Genomic DNA, 21,406 nt, shown 5'->3' on the forward strand with positions numbered 1-21,406 from the left:
ATTTAATACAGTTTAAGAAACAATTGATAGGTTATTATAAAAAATATCAGTCGGTGAATTAACCCACCGACTGATATACCCACTTAACTATTCCCTTTAAAATTGCGGATATTGTAGGTAAAAGTCAGCATAAAATATTGACTTAATACTTTTGAACGAACGTCCTCGATATAGGTATCGGTCAAATTTCGAGCAATACTATTATTTTGTTTCAACACATCAAATATCGTAAGTTTAATTTCGCCTTGTTGCTTTTTAAACAACTTCTTGCCTGCCGATATATTCCATAACACAAACTGCTGATTGAACGAATCTGACAAACCATTGTAGCGATAATAATTCAAATCGGTTTGGAATAAAAACCCTTTTCCAAAAAGTAAATTGACACGCCCTGTACCTGTATGAACAAAGTATTTATTGTTGAGCTGTGGCTGAATAGAGTTTTCTACTTTGTTGAAATTGAGGGTATAATTCAAACTAAAGTCGATATTGGTACTAATATTACTACCCAATGTAACGCCTTGGTTAAAATTATATTGGTTACTGGTGTTTTCTTGGTTGTTGATTTTGCCTGGCAAACGAGAATAGCTGTAGCCCGATGTTAAGTTCACGTTGGTTTTGATAAACGACAATGGAGCACCAATTACCATAAACGAACGCACATTCAACGAATTATCGAAGTTGACTGGCTGTGTTAGTTGTGCACCTTTTCGCAACAATACTCCACTTGGCAAAGTAATGTCTGATTGAGCAATAGTTACGGCATTTCCAATGGTATTCAAATTATACGTTACGTTGGCAATGGCCATAAATGTTAGAGCTTTGGCTGGTTTGCTCCACGAATAACGGGCGTTGATATTATGGCTATATTCTTGGTCGAGATTGGGGTTACCACTTGTTAGGAACAACGGATTGGTATTATCAATTACATTTTGCAACTGGGTAATACTTGGGGCATTGGTATTTGTTCGATAATTTACTCTTAAACGGCTATCGGCCGTAAAGCGGTAGTCCCACTGTAAATATGGCAATAGGTTTTCAAAAGATGTTCGTACAGAATTGACACGAGGAAATAGCTGATCGCCCGACAATTCGGCTCTTTGAAAATTAGTACCAAAGTTTAAGTTGCCATTTTTACTTCTGAGGTTATAGCCAACACCTGCACGATGAGTAACATAGTCATTATCGAATTTATTAGACAACAACGAGTCCAATATTGTGTACTCATTTGAAATAGAATTAATTCGATTGGTGGTTTTATTGCTATTATTGTGGTTGTAATTAATAGAATAATTTAACTGTAACAACCCTGTACCGATAGGCTCGGTATACACCAAATTTGACGACAAGCTATAGCCACGGGTATCAGTTTCTGAAAGCTGTTTTACTGTTACATCAGACGTTGTTCCCGAAAAATATTGGTTGTTAGAAGCCAAATAGCTAGTTCCCGACCTATCATTAACATCTGTACCCAAATTGAGGGAAATACTTCTTCCTCTTTTGGCAAAGCTATGGCGATACAAAATACTATTATTGAAGGTATAACCTGTACGATTGGCTGTGGTTAAGTTGCTGCTTTGATTAAGTTTTTGGTTATCGGCCAAAGTAGTCAAGCCTTCTACAGCACTTGTCGAATTGTTGGTTTGGATACTCAAACGAGGTGTAAATATAATCGTATTTTTGGGGTCGATGGTATATTCAACTCTTAAATTAAAGCGATGGTTGTAGTTGTTGCTCGTATTACTCGAATTTTCGTCGTAGTATTGGCTAGTATTCTGATTAAGAAAATACGTTCTATAGACAGATTGTTGGTTGGCATTATTAGAGTTATTGAAGAAATAGCTTCCTTTTACGGCTACTTTTTTACTCCAGTTGTCCGAGTAGTTTATCCCAAAAGAATTGGTTGTATTAATACCGTTTTGTTGTCCAACCATAAAATTATCTTGACTACCGCCCATTGCACCACGAGCACCACCGCCTCCGCCACCACGAGCACCACCACCACGAGCACCACCGCCAGCACTACCACTATTTACTCCTAATAAATCCTGACTAGAAAAATTTTGTTGGTTAATATTGTTGCTCATCGCCACAATCGACAAACGCTTTTCACCATTAAATAAGTTAATATTTCCGCCAGCCGAATAGGTATCGTTGGTACCTGCCCCGCCATATACCTTGCCAAACTGCCCATTTCTACGGTTAGGATTGGTAATAATATTAATAGTTTTGGTGGTTTGGCCATCATTAAAACCAGTCAATTGCGACTGGTCGCTAAGTCTGTCCATAATTTCTATTTTATCAATCAACTCGGCAGGAAGGTTTTTCAGAGCCACATTGGGGTCATCACCAAAAAAAGGCTTACCATCTACCAATACCTGTGCTACGTTTTCGCCCTGAGCCTTGATTTGACCGTTTTCATAAGTAATACCTGGCATTTTCTTGATAAGCTCGTCGGCATTGGCATCAGGAGCAGTCTTAAAGGCATTGGCATTATACTGGAGCGTATCGCCTTTTTGTACCATAGTGGCGGCCTTGCCTTTTACCACTACCTCCGACAGCTCGTTGACGGCCTCAGCCATTACAACCTGCCCAAGGTTTACCAAATCTTTGTTGATTTCTACGGTCTGAATGAGGTCTTTATAACCTACAATAGAAGCCTTCATGGTATATGATGCCGTAGATATTTTGGAAATCATAAACCGACCATTCACATCGGTTGGGCCAAAGTGCTTGTCTTTTGCGTCTTTTAGATTCGTCAATACTATATTTACACCGATTAGAGGTTCGCCTTTGTTATCAACAATTTTGCCTGTCAAGCGGCTATTTTGCCCAAAAGCCGACAAGCAAATAGTAAACAAAAAGGATAAGGTTAATAATTTTTTCATGTTGTAATGCTTTATATACTGCTGAACTAAGATAGAATATGTCTCCCTTAGATAGCCCTTATACAAGAATTGTTTAGTGAGTCGGGTACTCAAAAAGAAGTGAAAGCGTCTAAATTGAATAATTTATAGACAATCTTCATGATATCAGAGATATAACCATCATAAATTAAAGTTTCGCTCCTACATTTCAAGAGCAAAATCATAGAATAGGCCATAAAAAAAGCCTATTAAATTAAGAATTCAACGACATCCTAATATATCTTACAAACGTATAACTCTATTTTTTCCGCGGTAATAAGCCCTAATAATAAAAACTTTTGAATATATCTAAGTTATGATATTGGTATAGTACAATCATTTATAATTGTACTATTAGAAGAATCTAGTCTATTTTTTAATTAAAAATAATCTAAAAGATAACAAATCTTAAAATCTACTCAGAGCGCAATTACCTATATATAAACACAATACTTTCTCTCTTATATTTACCCTTTATCAATAATTTTCCGCTTCAAATGATTGCTTTTTAGCAATTTATTTTGCAACTTTGGGATATTACAACCTTAATTAAGTTTTTGCTTCACTTGCTACATACCAATATTTCATTAATACTTGACCGCTGCTGCCTGTATAGTATTTTGTAATATTTTCTTTTCAATTTATATCACTTGTTTCTTATACCATTGGATATTTTTTCACTATTCCAAGAAAAGAGCGTATATAAACCTATAGTCGTTAATCCAACACACTTTTATAATATGTTTGAAGAATCAGTAAATCCACTCGTAATTTTAGCATTCTTGTATCTTGTGATTCAAGTATGGGTAGTCGTATTCTATTTGGTAAGACGCACCAACTCAAAAAAATGTCCTGTATGTAGCAATCCTTATGGTTCTCGGACAAAAAGACCTCTTTATGTAAAACTTTTTTTATTTTTCATCCCCAACGTCAAATTTTACTCTTGCCTTAACTGCGGAAGCAAGTATTTCTATTTATCAACAGCAAGCGAAAAAAGAGAAGTTGTAAATGAAAAATAAAAGTAAAAGTCTTCCTCGTTAGGTAGGAAGACTTTTGCCTTTCAAGTTATTCTTGTTATTTGTATATTTTCTGAGAAGGAATTCTTCTTATTAGTACCCATCCAATCGCAAAAATCGCTGATAGGAATAATACACTCATCCGCATACTTCCAGTTATCTGATTAACCAAGCCAAACATAAATGTGCCTAGTACTGTCGACAGGCGGTCACATACATCATAAAAGCTAAAATATGATGCTGTATCTTCTGTTTCTTCTGGAATCAGCTTGGCATACGTTGAGCGTGACAGCGACTGAATCCCCCCCATCACAAAACCTATGCCAGTAGCCAATGCAAAAAACTGATTGCGAGTGGTAACATAATAAGCCGCTATACATATTACAATCCAGATAACCACAATCCACGAAAGCGAGCTGGTATTGCCGATTTTATTAGAAAGCCTTGCAAAAATATAAGCCCCAGGAATAGCCACTAATTGAATCAATAAAATGGTGATAATCAGGGCATCGGAAGGTAACTTTAGCTCTTCGCTACCAAACAAAGCCCCCAAATACATTACCGTTTGGGCTGCCATATTGTAGAAAAAAAATGCCACCAAAAACTTCTTGGTAATTTGTAATGACTGCAATTCGCCAAAAACTTTTTTCAATTCTTTAAAGCCATTAAAAATCCAACTTCCTCCTCTTTTCTGTGGTTTTTGGGTTTCTGGCAAGTAATAAAATGGAATCTGAGCAAATACTATCCACCAAATTCCTACCGACAAAAACGAAATCCGTGAAGCCTGACCACTCGAAATACCCCCATACCATTCGGGTTTTAGTACCATCGTAAGGTTTTGCAACAGCAATATCACACTACCGATATACCCCATACTAAACCCTTTGGCGCTCAGGTTGTCGAAACGGTCTTCGGTAGCAATTTCGGGCATATACGAATTATAAAAACGATACTTCCCCCCCAGCCTACAATAGAAAACAAAAAGGCAAATGTACCCAAATAATAACGCCCTTCTGTAAAAAAATAGAGCATCATACAACTGATAGCTCCAAAGTAACAATACATTTTGAGAAATGCTTTTTTCTTGCCCGTAAAATCAGAAATAGCCGAAGTAATAGGTACAGAAAAAGCCAACAACAAAAAGCCCAATGAAACCGCATAAGAATATACCACTGTATTTTCGAGCTGAAAGCCCAAAAAATCCAACATGGTACTTTTGGAAGGCATCATTACGGCCGCTGCAGGAAAATAAATAGGGAAAATAGCAGAAGTGATGGTCAAAGAATGTACCGAATTGGCCCAATCGTACATTGCCCAAGCATTCAGCACCTTTGGATTATTTTTTATCATGGATTTAGGGACGATTATACATCTATTTAGAATGCCAATATTAGCTAATTTTATTGACATTTTAAACGATAAAACCATCATTAGCCATTTTGTAATAACATAAAAAATGTTTTGGCTGAAAGAAAGCAATTAGCTTGTCAATGGTATATCACAAATAGTGATTTTAGGTATAAAAGAGGTGATATTTTGAACTCAATTGAGGTTATCTGACGTCCAACCTAGAAATATCGCGTTAAAAAACTTACTATTGATTAACCTAAAAGCTGACCAGCTTTCGCTATTTTTATTATGAATTTGTACTTGAGAACTTCTTGACATAATGCAAGAACAAATACTTTTTAAGAATCTGACAGTCTCAAATAATGCTTTCAACTAAAAAGTTTTGAGAAAAAACTATAGATAATCTTGCTAAATTTCTTCGCCAATCTTTTCAAAGAATAAACTAACCTCTTGATCTACTGGAAATAGATCTTCCATTTTTTCAATATTTAACATTTTTTCAAAAAAAACACTTGCGTTTCCATACCAGATATGAATCTGAGATGTATTCTCTAATTCCAATTGATTCCTATACCATTCTTTATGATTTTCATTATCTTGAAGTCCTTGTTCTTCTTTCGGTAAGTCTTGCCATTTGCAAATCAATATTTTCTGCTCAGGATGAGAAATTAAAGATTGAGTAAGAATTTTATTTATATGTGAATCAAAAAAGCCATATCCACAAATAACAATTAGTTTTGATTTTAGAGAAAACGTTCTGAATTGATATACATAATATAAATATGGGTCATGGGCTTTTACTTTTTGTTCTGTTCCAAATATTAGTTCTGTTATGCTCTGACCATTAATTCTTATTAGTTCTTGTTTTGTGTTCCTTCCCCAATCTATACTACCATGCATCTTATATAAGAAAAGTATTTTAGACGATAAATTATCCGCACTTTTATCAAGGTCATTTTTTTCTTCAAAGTTTTCAGGCCTCCAAACCATGTTCTGCTTTTCTTTGACACCAAATCCTCTTTCTAACTCCAAGCCCTCATGCTCAAAATCTCTAAATGCCTCCTCTATACACTTATCATAGTTTAAAGTAAAAACCCTTAATCCTGAACCAGGGTTAGTTTTTGCAAACCTTAGTAGATATTCATAATAGGATAACTCTAAATTTTGGGGTACAATCCATTCTTTTAATTTTTCTTCAATTTTATCCCTAAAATCTTTTACATCCTGAAAGCCATAAAGGTTTTTAAATAAGTCAATCCAGTTTTTAAAGAATTGATATAAATTATGCTTACCGTCAAGTAAAGAAATTAACTCATCTAATTGACTGAATAATTTTTCAATATTTAAGTCATCATAAGTGATGTTACCAGATTCATCTTTATTTTCTTTTCCAAAAAGCTTCCTTAGATGCTCATATATAGGTTTGTATTTTTTCCAGTCACCATCAAGCATTTTATTTATGTCCTCAATCATTTTTTGAGTATGTGGAACTCCAGCGTCTACACTTGCCCCTGCTCCAAGAAGAATGATTATACTTCCACTAGTTCCTGATAGAATATTGTTATTCATAAATTTTATAAAAACCAAGGGTTACTAAATTCATTTTTTAACTCTTCAATATTCAAAACTTCTTTAAAGTCTTTTATATACTCAGAGACTAATTTACAATAATACACAGATACAGGTACAGCTTTGGCATTCAGTCCTCGCCAGTTTGCTCCAGAGAGATTGAGTAAATCTTGTAAATAAGTACGTTTGTCATTTTCCTCAAGGGTTTTAGAGGTATAAAAAAAATCAACATACATGGGACCTGAATATCTTTTTTCAGGAGAATCAAAATCACTCTTTGTCCCTTCTAGCCAAATTAAATATTTTGAATCAGCAATTGATATACAAGTATTTCGGGATGGAGTAAGATGATGTTGTGTTTGATCGTATCCCCAAAAACCATTTTCCGTATTTATCCTAATAACAACAAAATCAATTTCGCTATCAAATCCACTAAGAGTTTCTTTAATAATATTTAATTCTTTAATTTTTAGTTTGAAGGTAACATGTAAGACTACTTTCTTATATCTCTTTGTTTCCTCGGTAAGAACCTTCTTCAGACTTATTTTTAGTTTTGCAAAGTACGACTCTATGTTTTCTTCATTACTTAAAACTTCTAAACTTTTGTAAATACCACCCGTATCAAGTAAAACAGAGTATGCGATAAATTTTTTAGCTTTAGACCCAGTCTTTCTATAGATAGTTTGACTAATTCCTAACACTAAACAATCTTCACCAGCAGATTTTACTTTCCATGGCTCTCCTCCAAGTTTTGAAAAAACTGCTAATGCTATATTAGGAATGGAAGACTTTAAAGCATAGGGACTTGTGACGGTACTATATTGAACAAATTGTACTGGAATATTTTGCTGAGCAAAGCCATACTTAATGGTTAAATATCTCTTTTGCCCCCCCCCGCCTTCTTCTTTTCTGGGAGAAAATGCAAAAATGATAATCTTTTCATAAGGATGTTTCTTTTTAATTTCAATAGCAACTTGCTCTATTTCATCAACAAATTTATATTTATCAGAATTTAGTCCTTTAATATTATTTTGATTTATTGTGAGTTTATACGTTTCTTCTAACCCGCCATAAAACTTATTATCATCCAGACTCTCTCCTCTTAATGCTGTATATAGCTTTAGTGCCTTGTCTTTTTCATCTTCATTTCTTAAGAAATAAAATAATGCACTTTGATTTACTTTTTTATAAGGGCCTGATTTTTTCAAACCTGTAGAAGGATAGTTTGCTTCTTCGTTATTCCCAAAGATGTAGGTTTTATTTTGGAGTTGAAAGGACTCTAATTGGGTAAAACCTGTAAAATCTACTATTGAATTTGCAAAGGTCTTGTTGTAATAGAAACGAGCAAAAGATTTTAGCATGTTGAATTTGTCGTAATAAAGATTATTATTAGACTTATATTCACCATTTAGGCTCAGACTTAATTGCTGTATTTTTCTATTAAATGATTGTCCTTGATTAACAACAAATTTAAAATCTAACAAGAACCCAAATTTTTTGGTCTTTTCTAGAAAAAATGGGGATAGCCATACAATTTGATTTCCTTCGGCATAACTTTTAATGATAAATCTAACTTTTTGAGATGTAAAATGTGACTCAATTGTATATTCATTTTTTTCTACTAATGTTTCATTACACCTATCACATAATGTCTTGAAAATGTATCTTAATGTTAAATAAATATTTTCGTTTGACTTATAAACAACTGGAGTAAAATCATTTTTAGGAAAAAAACTAAACCAAAACTGTTCTTTCCCATCGCCAATTGTTAAAGAGAAAATTTCAGAGTCTTCATTCTTAAAACCTTGTTTATCTCTTTCTTTTCTAAAAACATTAATATCGAAAATCTGTTTCTGTAGAGGAACAAAATTTAAAGCTATCTTTTTCATATTTTTGTAACATTTAGTTTTTAAAAACATACTCCCGATGCCAAGCAAAATTCTCTAGCGAGGGGTGATATTCAGTTTGTTCTGGTAAATTAACCTTTTTACCTTCTAATTTATAAAAACTATAATCACTGTCTCGATTTTCTTTAAAGGATTTTGATAAGATTATTTCGTAGTGGTCATTTATGGCAATAACGCCACGGTCAAAGGCTCGATGAAGATTTGGACAAAGGGCAATGCCATTAGTCAAAGTGTTGTCAAACCCGATAGCAAAAGGAATAATATGACAAGCATCTACCATAGAAATACTAAATGAAGCCGATACTCTTAATCCAGACATAGCACATGTAGCGTCATAGATTTTTACAACTTCTCTCCTAAAAATCGTTCCTCTATTATAGACTTCTATTTGATAAGTTTCGGGGTCAAGATTTTTCTTTAAATCTTCTAATTTACTTTTATAAGCTATTGGGGGTTCATAAATATCATTTTTAAGGTTTTCAAAATAAGTGTCTTGCTCAAAAGAACCTTGTGTTAGCGTCTTGTTGGGGAAATAGGTTTTCAGTAGTATTTGTTTTAAGATATTTCTACTTTCTTGATTGAGCAGTAAAGTAGCTAAATTTATATCTATTTCGGCATAAGCCACAGCTGCACTTAAATTGCTAAAGCTACGCATCGAACCTGCATTTTCAATCCATAATTCACAACCAATATGAGGTATTAGTTTCCACCAATTGCCTTTTTCACCTGTCAGGTGAAAAAATGGCAAGGCAAACTTTGGGTCGTGAGAAGTGACAACTAATTGATTCCAAAGCACAGAAAATGAATGTATTAATTCAGGACTTATCTCTATTCTGTTATCTGAAATATGCCCTACTTCATACTCATGAAGTAGAGCCAATAATAAAACGGGCTTATGTGGTGCTCCACCATTTTTATTGTCACGCCTCAAATGAGCAAAAGCGTATATAAAATAATCGAGGGTATTCAACATACTTTATACTATTATTTATGGGTTACTTTTTCACTATATTCTATACCTCCACTTCATAAATCCTACTTTCATAGGGCTTCAGGGTAAATTCTTTGCTTTGATAAATAGCGGTATTGTTATAATTACTTAGCAATAAAATAAGCTGACTGCCTTTATATTTTACTGAAAAAGTTTGCTCTTGGTTTGTCCAGTTGTTGAGAATAAGGTATTGTCGGTGTTCCCAAAGGCGTTTGTAGGCATAAATTTTATTACAATTGGGGCGAAGGTCTCGGTAAGTACCATATACCAAGCCTAGGTGCTGTTTACGAAGTTGAATCAATGCTCGGTAATAATGCCAAATGGAATTGGGGTCATTTTGTTGGGCTTGTACGTTGATTCGCTGATAATTAGGGTTTACTTTGAGCCAAGTACTTTTGCTTTCCGAAAAACCCGCATGTAACTGAGCCGACCACTGCATAGGGGTACGGGCGTGGTCACGAGCTATTTTGTTACTTACTCGTATAAACTTTTGTGCATTTTCCCCTTTTTCTAACACTTGTATTTGATAAGCATTTTTTACCTGAATATCGTCAAACTCATCAATATTGCCAAAATAGCAATTGCTCATGCCTATTTCATCGCCCTGATAAATATAGGCTGTACCTCGTAGTGTTAACAGGATAGTAGCCAACATCTTAGCTGATTCTTGCTCGTATTTGGAGGTATTCCCAAACCGAGAAAGTACCCTTGGACTGTCATGATTACCCCAATAAATACTATTCCAACCATCGTTTGACAAGGCGGTATCCCATTTTCTGAAAATAGCTTTTAGTTCTGTAAGTTTTAGTTCGGGTGCTGGATTGATAAAATGCTGCTCGGTACGAGGCACAGCATGGTCAAAATGAAATATCATTTGTAGTTCGTTGCGATGCTCGCTTACATAGTCTAAAGCCTGTTCTACGCCCACACCAAAAGCCTCGCCAACGGTCATAATATCGTATTTTGACAAAACCTCTTGGTTCATTTCCTGTAAAAACTCATGGATTCTAGGGCCATTGGCATATTCCGAAAAATCGCCAAAGTGGTCTTTGGGATATTTTGGAAATTTTTGATTTTTGGAAAAGAAAGCTACTACATCCATTCTAAAGCCATCGACTCCTTTATCCAACCAAAACCGCATTATTTCATGAATTTCGGCTCGAAGTTGAGGATTTTCCCAATTGAGGTCGGGTTGTTTTTTGGCAAAAAGATGCAAATAATATTCATTAGAAGCCTCGTCTAGCTCCCACGCCGAACCCGAAAAGAAGGAAAGCCAATCGTTTGGTAGCCTTCCTCCTCGCCTGGCTGGCCGCCAAATATAATAATCTCGATAAGGGTTATCTTTGCCTTTGAGAGCCTCCCGAAACCAAAAATGTTCGTCCGAGCTATGATTTACTACCAAATCTACCACCATTTTGAGTCCTCGCTGATGCACTTGGTAGAGCAGCTCCTCAAAGTCGGCCATAGTACCAAAATCGCTCATGATAGCCCGATAGTCTGATATATCATAGCCATTGTCGGCATTGGGCGACTGATAAAAAGGACTCAGCCATATTACATCTATACCCAATGCTTTTAAATAATCTAATTGGGAAATAATTCCTTGTAAATCCCCAATTCCATCGCCGTTAGCGTCTTTAAAACTCCGAGGATAGATTTGATATACGACCGCCTCTTTCCACCATTTACGTGTTTGACTCATAATAGTTAAATAGCATATTTATTGATTGGGATACTCTTTGTTTAGTCCTATTTTTTGAATTTCTTCCAGTAATCAAGTGCAAGGGTAATCCAATAGAAAGCTTAGAAAGACTAACTTACAAGAGTAAACATTTCATTAGTAACAGATGATTCATTTCAAACTTGGTCGATACTATTACGTCACGCCCAAAAGAAATAATTGAAAAACAATCAATAGCTCTTGGGGGTATTTCCAATACCTGCACAATTTCTCCAATCAATTAAAAAATTAGCAAGAAATAAAAAATAGTCGGCAATATACTACCTTCTTTATTGGGTGGTAACGGGCTTTGTAGGCATTATTAAGTACAGAACAAAGCAGTTTTGCCGTAAAAAGCCTATTTTTGCTTGGTTATCGACAATTTTTCCATTCAACCATAAAATTATAAACAAAATGTCTTTAAAAAATAAAACTGTACTTATTACAGGAGCTAGTAAGGGAATTGGCCGTGCTTTGGCCTTGACACTTGCCCAAGAAGGTGCTTATTTGGGCTTGGTAGCTCGTAGCGAGCAAGAGCTAAAGGCTGTTCAACAAGAAGCTACAGCCCTTGGTGCTAAAGTCGAAATTTTTGTAGGAAGTGTAGCCGACGAAGCATTTGTAAAAAACTCGGTTCAAAGCCTTTTTGCTACCTTTGGCAGTATCGATGCCCTTGTCAATAATGCGGGTTTTGGTATTTTTAAGCAGGCTACCGAAATCACGTCAGCCGAATGGGACGATATTTATGAAACCAATGTAAAAGGAACTTTTCTGTTTTGTCGTGAAGCTATTCCTTTTATGAAGAGTGCAGGCAAAGGGCATATCATCAATATTGCCTCGGATGTAGCCAAAAGGGTTTTTGATGGCGGTTCGTTGTACTGTTCTTCTAAATATGCTCAAGATGCCTTTTCGATGGCCTTGAGAAAAGAGGTGAGAAAGGATCAAATCAAGGTATCGGTTGTGTATTCGGGATTAGTAGATACCTATTTTCATCGGCGTGCCGAGGGCGACCCTCATCAGGAAAAATACCTTTCCTCACAAGATATGGCCAATTCTATTCATTATATTCTGTCGGCTCCTGCCCATGTTGTCATTGACGAATTAATGATTCACCCTATTTCTCAGGATTATTAATCTATAAAGCTAGCTCTTTCAACTTTTATAGCTGGTGAATAAATTCGCCAGCTCATTAGCAATGCCTTCTGAGAAAGCTAACCTGCATTTAAAAACAAGCCTATTAACCCTTTTATCCTAAAAAGCCTGATTCGGTGCAGTATTCCTCAAAAGTTAATTTTTCCTAAAACTCTGCCATAATGGCAGAATTGAACTCAAAATTGCGTAATTTTGTAGTCCAACAGAAATAAGCACCAAATGGAGGAGATTTTCTATCCTTCAGATAACGTATTTGCTTATTTGCTTTCAACATTTACGCATTACCAAAAACATGAAGAGTTTAGAAATACTTAAAGACGAAGACAAAGAGGCTTTGGAAGTAGCTAGAATTTCGATTGACGAAACTGGCAAGGAAAATAAAAAGAAATTATATATCGAAAGCTACGGCTGCCAAATGAATTTCTCGGATAGTGAAATTGTAACGTCTATTCTTCAAGAAAATGGCTACGCTACTACATCACAATACGAAGAAGCAGATGTTATTTTGTTGAATACTTGTGCTATTCGTGAAAATGCCGAACAAAAAGTACGCAACCGTCTGAAAAACTTCACCCCTCTTAAAAAGAAAAAACCAGACGTTGTTGTAGGGGTATTGGGCTGTATGGCCGAACGCCTCAAAACCAAGTTTTTGGAAGAAGAAAAAATCGTTGATGTTGTTGCTGGCCCCGACTCTTACCGTGACCTACCAAATCTATTCAGCGAAGTTGAAGAAGGACAAAAGGCTATTAATGTGTTCTTGTCGAGAGACGAAACCTATGCAGATATTTCGCCAGTGCGTCTCAACTCAAACGGTGTTACAGCCTTTGTGAGTATTATGCGTGGTTGCGACAATATGTGTTCGTTTTGTGTAGTGCCATTTACCCGTGGCCGCGAGCGTTCTCGTGATGTCTATTCTATCATCAAAGAATGTCAGGATTTGATTGATAATGGATTTAAAGAAGTAACACTTCTTGGCCAAAATGTAGACTCTTACAAATGGGCTTCTGAAGATGGTAGCGAAACCGTCAATTTTGCTCAATTGCTTGAAAGAGTAGCACTTATTAGTCCAGAATTGCGTGTGCGTTTTTCTACTTCGCACCCTAAAGACATTACCGACGAAGTACTACATACCATGAAAAAGTACGAGAATATCTGTAAGTATATTCACTTACCAGCACAAAGCGGTAATTCGAGAGTACTGAAAGTGATGAACCGTACTTACGACCGTGAATGGTATATCAACCGTATCGACGCTATTCGTGCTATTTTGGGCGAAGAATGTGGTATTTCGCACGATATGATTGCAGGCTTCTGTACCGAAACAGAAGAAGAACACCAAGATACATTGTCGTTGATGGAATATGTGAAATATGACTACGGTTATATGTTTGCGTATTCAGAACGCCCAGGCACACCTGCCGCCAAAAAGTATACCGACGATATTCCTGAAGATGTCAAAAAACGTCGCTTAAACGAAATCATTGCTATTCAACAAAAACACTCGTTGGCTCGCAACCAAATGGCCTTGGGCAAAGTCCAAAAAGTATTGGTAGAGGGTACTTCTAAACGTTCAGAAGATTTCTTACAAGGTCGCAACGACCAAAATAAAGTAGTAGTTTTCCCTAAACAAAACTTCAAAAAAGGTGACTATGTAAATGTTTTGGTAAAAGAATGTACCGCCGCCACTTTGATTGGAGAAGCAGTATAACTATTGGTGATTTAGTAGAAAAGCGATTATTGGAAGTTGTGAGTATTAACCATGTTTAGTATTCACAACTCAATTGTCACTATTTATCACTCATAACTACAGAGATATGACAACCTCAGAATTACAATCTATAAAAGCCCGTTTTGGAATTATAGGCAATTCTCCCGCATTAAACCATGCCATCGAGGTAGCGGCACAAGTTGCCCCTACCGACATGACGGTGCTAATCACTGGAGAAAGTGGTTCGGGTAAAGAATCGTTTTCAAAGATTATTCATAATATATCAGCACGCAAACATGGCCAATTTATAGCCGTCAACTGTGGGGCTATTCCTGAAGGAACGATTGATTCAGAGCTATTTGGTCATGAAAAAGGAGCTTTTACTGGGGCTATCGATGCACGCAAAGGGTATTTTGAAGTAACAGATGGTGGCACTATTTTTTTGGACGAAATAGCCGAAATGCCCCTAGGAACACAGGCTCGTTTGTTACGAGTATTGGAAAATGGCGAGTTTATTCGTGTAGGTTCGTCAAAAGTACAACGTACCAATGTCCGAGTAGTTGCCGCTACTAATATCAACCTCATGCAGGCGGTAGAACGTGGTAAGTTCCGAGAAGATTTGTATTACCGCCTCAATACTGTGCCGATTTTTGTGCCTCCACTGCGTGACAGAGGTATGGATATTGAACTTCTTTTTAGGAAATTTACAACCGATTTTGCCGAAAAGTACCGTATCAAGCCTATTCAGTTGACACCCGATGCCCAAAATCTATTGCTTTCGCAACGTTTTCCAGGGAATATCCGTCAGCTCAAAAACTTAGCCGACCAAGTGTCTATTTTGGAAGTCGACGACCGTGTACTCAATGCCGATAAATTGAGTCATTATCTTCAAATGAATAATGGCCAACAAATTGGTAATGGCTTGGTAAGAAAGGATTTTGATGCCCAACACAAAGATAACTTCAACGAACGTGAACTTCTCTACAAAATATTATTTGATATGCGTAGAGATGTAACCGAACTAAAAAAAATGTTTTTGGAGGTTCTCAAACACAATGGCGAAGTTAATGGCGATATTTTGAAAGGACACGAGAATTTGTTCCAAAACCTCGAAAATGATACTGTAAATACCAATTTTGCCCCAAGCTATACAGCACCTGAAATGAACCCTAATAGGATTTTGCCAAGTGCCAGTAGTTATGAAACACCCGAATACCAAACTGTTGCCCCCACCGAAAATGAACTAAAAATCATATCGATCGACAACAACACCAACGATGTTTATGACATCACGCATGTAGCCGAAGAAGTGTCGCTGTCGCTTGAAAAACAAGAAAAAGACATGATAATCAAGGCTTTACGCAAAAATAAAAATAAGCGAAAGTATGCAGCACAAGATTTGGGTATTTCGGAAAGAACTTTATATCGAAAAATCAAACAATATGATATTGAAGAGGAATAGCAAAATTTGCTCAAAGGCTTTTGCCGTAGCAATGGCTTTATGTATTGGTACTCAGTTGCTTATGGGGTGCTATTCTTTTAGAGGGGCAAGCTTAGACCCTAACCTAAAAACCATTCAGATTCAAAACTTTACTATTCAGGCAGCAGGTGGGCCAACCAACCTTACGCTGATGTTCAATGAAAAAATGAAAGAGTATTTTCAAAGAAATACTTCGTTGAAAATTGCTAATGTCAACCCCGACTTGATGTTTGAAGGGTATATCAGTGGATATGATGTAGAAGCGAAAGCTCCATCTTCATCGGACAAAGGGGGGCTTAACCGACTAACTATCAGAATACAAGTAAAGTTTACTAACGCCAAAGACGAAAATAAAAACTTTGACCAAGAGTTTTCTTTTTATCAAGATTTTGCTCAAAATCAAACCGTTTCGGCTGTAGAAAAAGACTTGATTCCTAAAATTTTAGACCAAATCGTTTTAGATATTTTTAATAAAACGGCGGGAGAATGGTAGCTTTTAACCAATGAATACATGACCAAAGAATCTTTTTCATATTTAGTAGCCAACCCCAACGAGGTTTCGAGGGAAGATATAGCTGCTTTGGAAGCATTAACACAGGAGTTTCCTTATTTTCAGTTGGCTCATACACTATTGGCCAAAGGTTATCACCAAAATTACCCAGAAGAACTCGCCAACGAGAAAATCAGAAAAGCTGCCGCCTATAGTATCAATCGAAATGCTTTGCGGAAGGTAATCAATGGTAGCTTTGTCAATGAGGTGGTTGCTGTACCCACTGTGCAGGTAGATTCGGCCTATATCGACAAAGTAAAAGAAATTGTAGAGGCAGAAGAAAAACAAAGTGCTACGCAAGCTTTAGAAACCCCAGTATTTAGCAACAATGATTTATTAAGCCAGTCGCTTTCTTTTGAAGATTTTTTGATTGAGGATATTCTGCAAAAACAACAGCAGCAATTAAGTATTATCGAAAACTTTATCCAGAAAGACCCGGGCTTAATTAGAACTAGCAAAAGTCAATTAGAAACAAAAAACAATAATGAAGACCTTTCTGCCAATAGCGTTAGGCCCAAAAAGGAGATTGTAACCGAGAGTTATGCCAAAATTTTGACGATGCAAGGCCGTAAAGAAAAAGCGATTGCAGTATATGAGAAATTAATTTTGAAATTCCCAGAAAAAAAAGCGTACTTTGCGGATAAAATAAAAGGGCTTCAATAACGCTTTTTGAAAAGAAGAATAGAAGGCATCAACGTAAAGCCAAGAGCCATGAACAAAATAGTGTATCTTTTAGGTAATTTATTCATGAATCAAAAGCTTACAACATAAGGCAAAAATCAAAAATATTAACATTAAAACAGTAAAAAAATGTTCGGAGCAGTTATTACTATTATTTGCATTGTAGCAGTATTATTGGTATTCGTAGTATTAGTACAAAACCCTAAAGGAGGCGGCCTTTCAGGTGAATTTGGTACATCAGGAGCAAGTCAAATGTTTGGCGTTCAGCGTACAGGCGACATCCTTGAGCAAATCACTTGGGGCGGAGCAGTTGTAATTGCTTTATTGGTATTGGGTTCTAAATTTTTGACTCCAACAAGCGGTGCAGAAGGTATCAATTCTATCAACGTAGAAAAAGCAGCTAGCAAAACTATCCCAGCGGCAGTTCCAGCTCCTGCACCAGCGGCACCAGCTCCTGCTAGCGGAACTCCTGCAACACCAGCACCAGCTCCTGCTAAATAAATGAAGAAATGAAAGAATGAAATAGTGAAGAAAAAGTGAATTAAGCAATCAATAAGTTAACAATCTAATTCGTTGCCATACTCACTACTAATTATCCCTATTTCATTCTTTCATTATCCAAAACCTCCATTCTTATTGATGTCTCCCCTTTTTATTTTTTTCTCCTCTATTATCCAGCCTATCCAGCCCCTCCCCTAGTTTATTGAGCAATTCCTGAATCATTTTGTTTAAAAAATCACATCAACAACCTTTTTCTTGGCTATTGGTAAGAGTGTTTCTTCTAGTGGTAACACAAACTTCGACTCCACCAAATAAGTAGCAGGATTGGGTAAATGCCTAAAACGTTTGACAAGATCAATCTTGATATTTTCAAAAGTATTTACCACACTTCTTTTTACGGTATCTATATAGAATGTTTTCAGGCCACGTCGTTTTTCGTGGTTATTCTCATAGATAGTCAGGTTATATTGATAGATTCTGGTTTCGCTAATTGTGGGTTCGTACAAAAACAAATATCCATCATTTTTGTACAAAGGCAAAATACCTACAGGAGCAATCGAAATACTTTTTTCAACTTCTTCTCGCAAACCCTCGCCCTCTTGAATGGTATTTTTAAAACGAGGCAAAGCATAATCAGTAATAGATTCCATTTCCATCAAATATTCACTTTCGGGCTGAGTTTCTGTTCGGAAATCTACTTGCAATTTTTCGGCATTGATTCCATTGATTCTTTTCGGGAAGTTTTGAGCCATTTGTTGTAATCCAGACTTAAAATACAGCGAGTATTCGTAATGCCTTTGCAAATCGACCAAATCTGGATATAATTTTTGTTCCTTAAAATTGGTTTTTACCGACTGCAAATATGCCAATAAAACGTACTTTTTGTACTCGAAATCTACCAAACCAGCCGTTAGCCAGTCTTTTTCTAAATTTCTCATCTGCGTCCTCCTTTCTTTTAAAACTATTTAAAACATTCGGAAAATCTCAAAAGTATGACACATACGTTTTTGAACCTCTGATAACAAAAGTGGTAAGGATGTCAAACTCTGATAAATGATTACTTTTTTTACTTAAAGTTATTATTTCAAACGAAAAAAGCAAGAAATCCTCCCGATTTTATCCAATAACAGCCATACCCCGATACAAGCAGACACCCATTCAATGACACTTTTATTGTTTTGCCAAACCAAAGCCTCATTCATGCCCCATTAACAACCTTTATTTTGACCAATTTGTCATAAATTAAGTACAAAAAAGCAGACAAAAATGCTTAGAGGGTAAGGCAAAAAAGATAAAAACCGATAATTTGTCAGTAGAAACTGACAATATTTCAGTTTATGGGGCAGTGGCACAAAAAATGTTACTAAAGAAGTAGTCAGTTAAGCCTTGTCAAAAGTTCAGACAACCGTTTGGCTGGCTCTGACCTAAAATTTAAACAACAAAAAATAACTCTTACAAAAACAAAATGTCAACAGTAAGTATCAAACCATTAGCTGATAGAGTTCTAGTTGAACCAGCAGCAGCAGAAGAAAAAACTGCATTCGGAATTATCATTCCTGACACCGCAAAAGAAAAGCCACAAAAAGGAACAGTTGTAGCAGTAGGTGCCGGCAAAAAAGATGAGCCGATGACTGTTAAAGTTGGCGATACTGTATTGTACGGCAAGTACTCAGGCACTGAAATCGCAGTAGAAGGAAAAGATTATTTAATCATGCGTGAAAGCGATATTTTCGCAATTGTTTAATTTTCGCATCAAGCTTTAGGCACTAAGCCCTAAACATTTTTTCAAAGTTTTATTATTCTAACATTGCAGAAAGCATTTGGCCTACTGCATATAGCATAAAAACATAACAACAATGGCAAAGGAATTATTTTTTGACACAGACGCTCGTGACAAACTAAAAAGAGGCGTTGACACTTTAGCAAACGCAGTAAAAGTTACATTAGGACCAAAAGGCCGTAACGTAATCATTGATAAAAAATTTGGTTCTCCTACTATCACTAAAGATGGTGTATCGGTAGCAAAAGAAATCGAATTGGAAGATGCAGTTGAAAACATGGGTGCTCAATTGGTAAAAGAAGTAGCTTCTAAAACTGCTGACCAAGCTGGTGATGGTACTACTACTGCAACTGTATTGGCTCAGGCTATCTATACAATCGGTTCTAAAAACGTAGCTGCTGGTGCAAATCCAATGGATTTGAAACGTGGTATCGACAAAGCTGTTACTGCGGTTGTAGGTTCTTTGAAATCTCAATCTAAAGCTATCGAAACTTCAAACCAAATCGCTCAAGTTGCTACTATCTCTGCTAACTCTGACGCTGAAATTGGTAACATGATTGCTAACGCGATGGACAAAGTGGGTCGTGAAGGTGTAATCACTGTTGAAGAAGCTCGTGGTACTGAAACTGAAGTTAAAACTGTAGAAGGTATGCAGTTTGACCGTGGTTATTTGTCTCCATACTTCGTAACAAACACTGAGAAAATGGAAGCTGAATTAGAGCGTCCGTTCATCTTGATTTCTGAGAAGAAAGTATCTTCAATGAAAGAATTGTTACCAGTATTGGAAGGTGTTGCTCAAACTGGTCGTCCTTTGTTGATTATCGCTGAAGATGTTGACGGTGAGGCTTTGGCTACTTTGGTAGTAAACAAAATCCGTGGTGCATTGAAAGTTGCTGCTGTTAAAGCACCAGGTTTCGGTGACCGTCGTAAAGCTATGTTGGAAGACATCGCTATCTTGACTGGTGGTACTGTAATTTCAGAAGAGCGTGGTTTCAAATTAGAGCACGCTACTATCGAATATTTAGGACAAGCTGAAAAAATCATCATCGATAAAGACAACACAACTGTTGTAAACGGTGTTGGTTCTTCAGATGGTATCCAAGCTCGTGTAAACCAAATCAAAGCTCAAATCGAGAACACTACTTCTGATTATGACCGTGAGAAATTGCAAGAACGTTTGGCTAAGTTGTCAGGTGGTGTTGCTATCCTTTACATCGGTGCTGCTACTGAAGTAGAAATGAAAGAGAAAAAAGACCGTGTTGACGATGCTTTACACGCAACTCGCGCTGCTGTAGAAGAAGGTATCGTTGCAGGTGGTGGTGTAGCATTAATCCGTGCTATCTCTTCATTGGACGGTTTGAAAGGTGAAAACGATGACCAAACTACTGGTATCAACATCATCCGTCAGGCTATCGAAGCTCCATTAAGAACAATCGTTTCTAACGCAGGTGGTGAAGGTTCTGTTGTAATCAACGCAGTGAAAGCTGGCGAAGGTGACTACGGTTACAACGCTCGTGAAGATAAATTCGAGAATATGTTGGAAGCAGGTATTATCGACCCTACTAAAGTTACGCGTTTGGCTCTTGAAAACGCAGCTTCAATTGCAGGCTTGTTGTTGACAACTGAATGTGTAATTGCTGACAAACCAGCGGCAGAAGCTCCAGCTATGCCTCACGGTGGCGGAATGGGCGGAATGATGTAATCATCAATTTCTGCTTACAAAGCAAAGGCCTCTTTCTACGGAAAGAGGCCTTTTTTTATTGAGTGATTTAGTAGGGGTAGTTTCATTTTTCAGAAAATTATGTGTTCTAAAATGTAGTATAAAAGTATTTTTATACCTACCCTTACATTTAGTCATATTGAAGTAAAATGGATATATTATATACCTAATATTGAGTAATGCTTTGAATTCTTTCATTATAAGATGAATATTTGGCTAATAAATAACGAAGCTGTTTAAACTTTTTTAAAAACATACTTTATTGATTAATTCTTAGCCTTACTTTTTGTCTTGATACAAAAAGTAACCGCAGCGGCGGCCGCAAAAAAATCAAGAATTTATAAACTCGCTGTGCTCAAACAGTATAAATTCATTGCT

General features: G+C 36.4%; 14 protein-coding genes and 1 pseudogene. 8 read left to right on the plus strand and 7 right to left on the minus strand.

The features are described from left to right. Positions 1 to 83 precede the first annotated feature (83 nt). The 6 genes and pseudogenes from FLEMA_RS0116875 to FLEMA_RS0116925 all read right to left on the minus strand — a co-directional run bounded on the left by FLEMA_RS0116875 (position 84) and on the right by FLEMA_RS0116925 (position 11,441). Positions 84 to 2,888 carry a TonB-dependent receptor gene (locus FLEMA_RS0116875; RefSeq protein WP_026995776.1) on the minus strand — a complete coding sequence of 935 codons (2,805 nt, stop codon included), beginning with the start codon at positions 2,886 to 2,888 and terminating at the stop codon, positions 84 to 86. Positions 2,889 to 3,980: 1,092 nt separating this feature from the next. After that, positions 3,981 to 5,353 (minus strand): annotated as a pseudogene (locus tag FLEMA_RS77420) (MFS transporter). 327 nt (positions 5,354 to 5,680) lie between these two features. After that, positions 5,681 to 6,841, minus strand: coding sequence for an SIR2 family protein (locus FLEMA_RS0116905; protein ID WP_026995779.1), 1,161 nt, complete (start codon positions 6,839 to 6,841; stop codon positions 5,681 to 5,683). 5 nt (positions 6,842 to 6,846) lie between these two features. Next, positions 6,847 to 8,730: a Piwi domain-containing protein gene (locus tag FLEMA_RS0116910; protein ID WP_159102687.1), complete on the minus strand. Its 1,884-nt coding sequence runs from the start codon at positions 8,728 to 8,730 to the stop codon at positions 6,847 to 6,849. A gap of 13 nt (positions 8,731 to 8,743) precedes the next feature. Continuing rightward, positions 8,744 to 9,721 carry an HNH endonuclease gene (locus tag FLEMA_RS0116915; RefSeq protein WP_026997747.1) on the minus strand — a complete coding sequence of 326 codons (978 nt, stop codon included), beginning with the start codon at positions 9,719 to 9,721 and terminating at the stop codon, positions 8,744 to 8,746. A gap of 40 nt (positions 9,722 to 9,761) precedes the next feature. After that, complete coding sequence (locus FLEMA_RS0116925) at positions 9,762 to 11,441, minus strand: glycoside hydrolase family 13 protein (RefSeq protein ID WP_026997748.1); 1,680 nt, start codon at positions 11,439 to 11,441, stop codon at positions 9,762 to 9,764. Positions 11,442 to 11,873: 432 nt separating this feature from the next. On the opposite strand from FLEMA_RS0116925, the gene FLEMA_RS68825 reads away from it, so the two are divergent. The 6 genes from FLEMA_RS68825 to secG all read left to right on the plus strand — a co-directional run bounded on the left by FLEMA_RS68825 (position 11,874) and on the right by secG (position 17,528). After that, the gene (locus tag FLEMA_RS68825) at positions 11,874 to 12,590 is read left to right on the plus strand and encodes an SDR family oxidoreductase (protein ID WP_044174679.1); all 717 of its coding nucleotides are present in this window, start codon (positions 11,874 to 11,876) and stop codon (positions 12,588 to 12,590) included. 310 nt (positions 12,591 to 12,900) lie between these two features. After that, complete coding sequence (gene miaB, locus FLEMA_RS68830) at positions 12,901 to 14,316, plus strand: tRNA (N6-isopentenyl adenosine(37)-C2)-methylthiotransferase MiaB (RefSeq protein WP_044171552.1); 1,416 nt, start codon at positions 12,901 to 12,903, stop codon at positions 14,314 to 14,316. Between the two features lie 106 nt (positions 14,317 to 14,422). After that, a complete protein-coding gene (locus tag FLEMA_RS68835) occupies positions 14,423 to 15,778 on the plus strand; it encodes a sigma-54 interaction domain-containing protein (protein WP_044171555.1) in 1,356 nt (451 codons plus the stop codon). Next, positions 15,759 to 16,289, plus strand: a complete 531-nt coding sequence (gene lptE / locus FLEMA_RS68840) for an LPS assembly lipoprotein LptE (protein WP_044171558.1) — start codon at positions 15,759 to 15,761, stop codon at positions 16,287 to 16,289. The genes FLEMA_RS68835 and lptE overlap by 20 nt, the downstream gene beginning before the upstream one ends. Before the next feature lie 18 nt (positions 16,290 to 16,307). After that, positions 16,308 to 17,009, plus strand: a complete 702-nt coding sequence (locus FLEMA_RS76120; RefSeq protein ID WP_052354084.1) for a DUF8458 domain-containing protein — start codon at positions 16,308 to 16,310, stop codon at positions 17,007 to 17,009. Positions 17,010 to 17,156: 147 nt separating this feature from the next. After that, a complete protein-coding gene (gene secG, locus FLEMA_RS68850; RefSeq protein ID WP_044171561.1) occupies positions 17,157 to 17,528 on the plus strand; it encodes a preprotein translocase subunit SecG in 372 nt (123 codons plus the stop codon). Positions 17,529 to 17,755: 227 nt separating this feature from the next. On the opposite strand, the gene FLEMA_RS0117115 is transcribed toward secG, so the two are convergent. After that, complete coding sequence (locus tag FLEMA_RS0117115; protein ID WP_026997749.1) at positions 17,756 to 18,466, minus strand: hypothetical protein; 711 nt, start codon at positions 18,464 to 18,466, stop codon at positions 17,756 to 17,758. Between the two features lie 527 nt (positions 18,467 to 18,993). Between FLEMA_RS0117115 and FLEMA_RS68855 the strand changes: the two genes are divergently transcribed. Then, positions 18,994 to 19,272: a co-chaperone GroES gene (locus tag FLEMA_RS68855; RefSeq protein ID WP_044171564.1), complete on the plus strand. Its 279-nt coding sequence runs from the start codon at positions 18,994 to 18,996 to the stop codon at positions 19,270 to 19,272. A 112-nt stretch (positions 19,273 to 19,384) separates the two neighbouring features. Further along, complete coding sequence (gene groL / locus FLEMA_RS68860) at positions 19,385 to 21,010, plus strand: chaperonin GroEL (RefSeq protein ID WP_044171566.1); 1,626 nt, start codon at positions 19,385 to 19,387, stop codon at positions 21,008 to 21,010. Positions 21,011 to 21,406: the final 396 nt, after the last annotated feature.

Origin of the sequence: Flectobacillus major DSM 103 (assembly GCF_000427405.1) — a bacterium.
Taxonomy (GTDB): Bacteria; Bacteroidota; Bacteroidia; order Cytophagales; family Spirosomataceae; genus Flectobacillus; species Flectobacillus major.

Bases quoted from the DNA above. Each gene is read 5' to 3' on its own strand.
- FLEMA_RS0116925 (WP_026997748.1), bottom strand. From the start codon at position 11,441: ATGAGTCAAACACGTAAATGGTGGAAAGAGGCGGTCGTATATCAAATC.
- miaB (WP_044171552.1), top strand. From the start codon at position 12,901: ATGAAGAGTTTAGAAATACTTAAAGACGAAGACAAAGAGGCTTTGGAA.
- secG (WP_044171561.1), top strand. From the start codon at position 17,157: ATGTTCGGAGCAGTTATTACTATTATTTGCATTGTAGCAGTATTATTG.
- lptE (WP_044171558.1), top strand. From the start codon at position 15,759: ATGATATTGAAGAGGAATAGCAAAATTTGCTCAAAGGCTTTTGCCGTA.
- FLEMA_RS68835 (WP_044171555.1), top strand. From the start codon at position 14,423: ATGACAACCTCAGAATTACAATCTATAAAAGCCCGTTTTGGAATTATA.
- FLEMA_RS68855 (WP_044171564.1), top strand. From the start codon at position 18,994: ATGTCAACAGTAAGTATCAAACCATTAGCTGATAGAGTTCTAGTTGAA.
- FLEMA_RS0116915 (WP_026997747.1), bottom strand. From the start codon at position 9,721: ATGTTGAATACCCTCGATTATTTTATATACGCTTTTGCTCATTTGAGG.
- FLEMA_RS0116910 (WP_159102687.1), bottom strand. From the start codon at position 8,730: ATGAAAAAGATAGCTTTAAATTTTGTTCCTCTACAGAAACAGATTTTC.
- FLEMA_RS0117115 (WP_026997749.1), bottom strand. From the start codon at position 18,466: ATGAGAAATTTAGAAAAAGACTGGCTAACGGCTGGTTTGGTAGATTTC.
- FLEMA_RS68825 (WP_044174679.1), top strand. From the start codon at position 11,874: ATGTCTTTAAAAAATAAAACTGTACTTATTACAGGAGCTAGTAAGGGA.
- groL (WP_044171566.1), top strand. From the start codon at position 19,385: ATGGCAAAGGAATTATTTTTTGACACAGACGCTCGTGACAAACTAAAA.
- FLEMA_RS0116875 (WP_026995776.1), bottom strand. From the start codon at position 2,888: ATGAAAAAATTATTAACCTTATCCTTTTTGTTTACTATTTGCTTGTCG.
- FLEMA_RS76120 (WP_052354084.1), top strand. From the start codon at position 16,308: ATGACCAAAGAATCTTTTTCATATTTAGTAGCCAACCCCAACGAGGTT.
- FLEMA_RS0116905 (WP_026995779.1), bottom strand. From the start codon at position 6,841: ATGAATAACAATATTCTATCAGGAACTAGTGGAAGTATAATCATTCTT.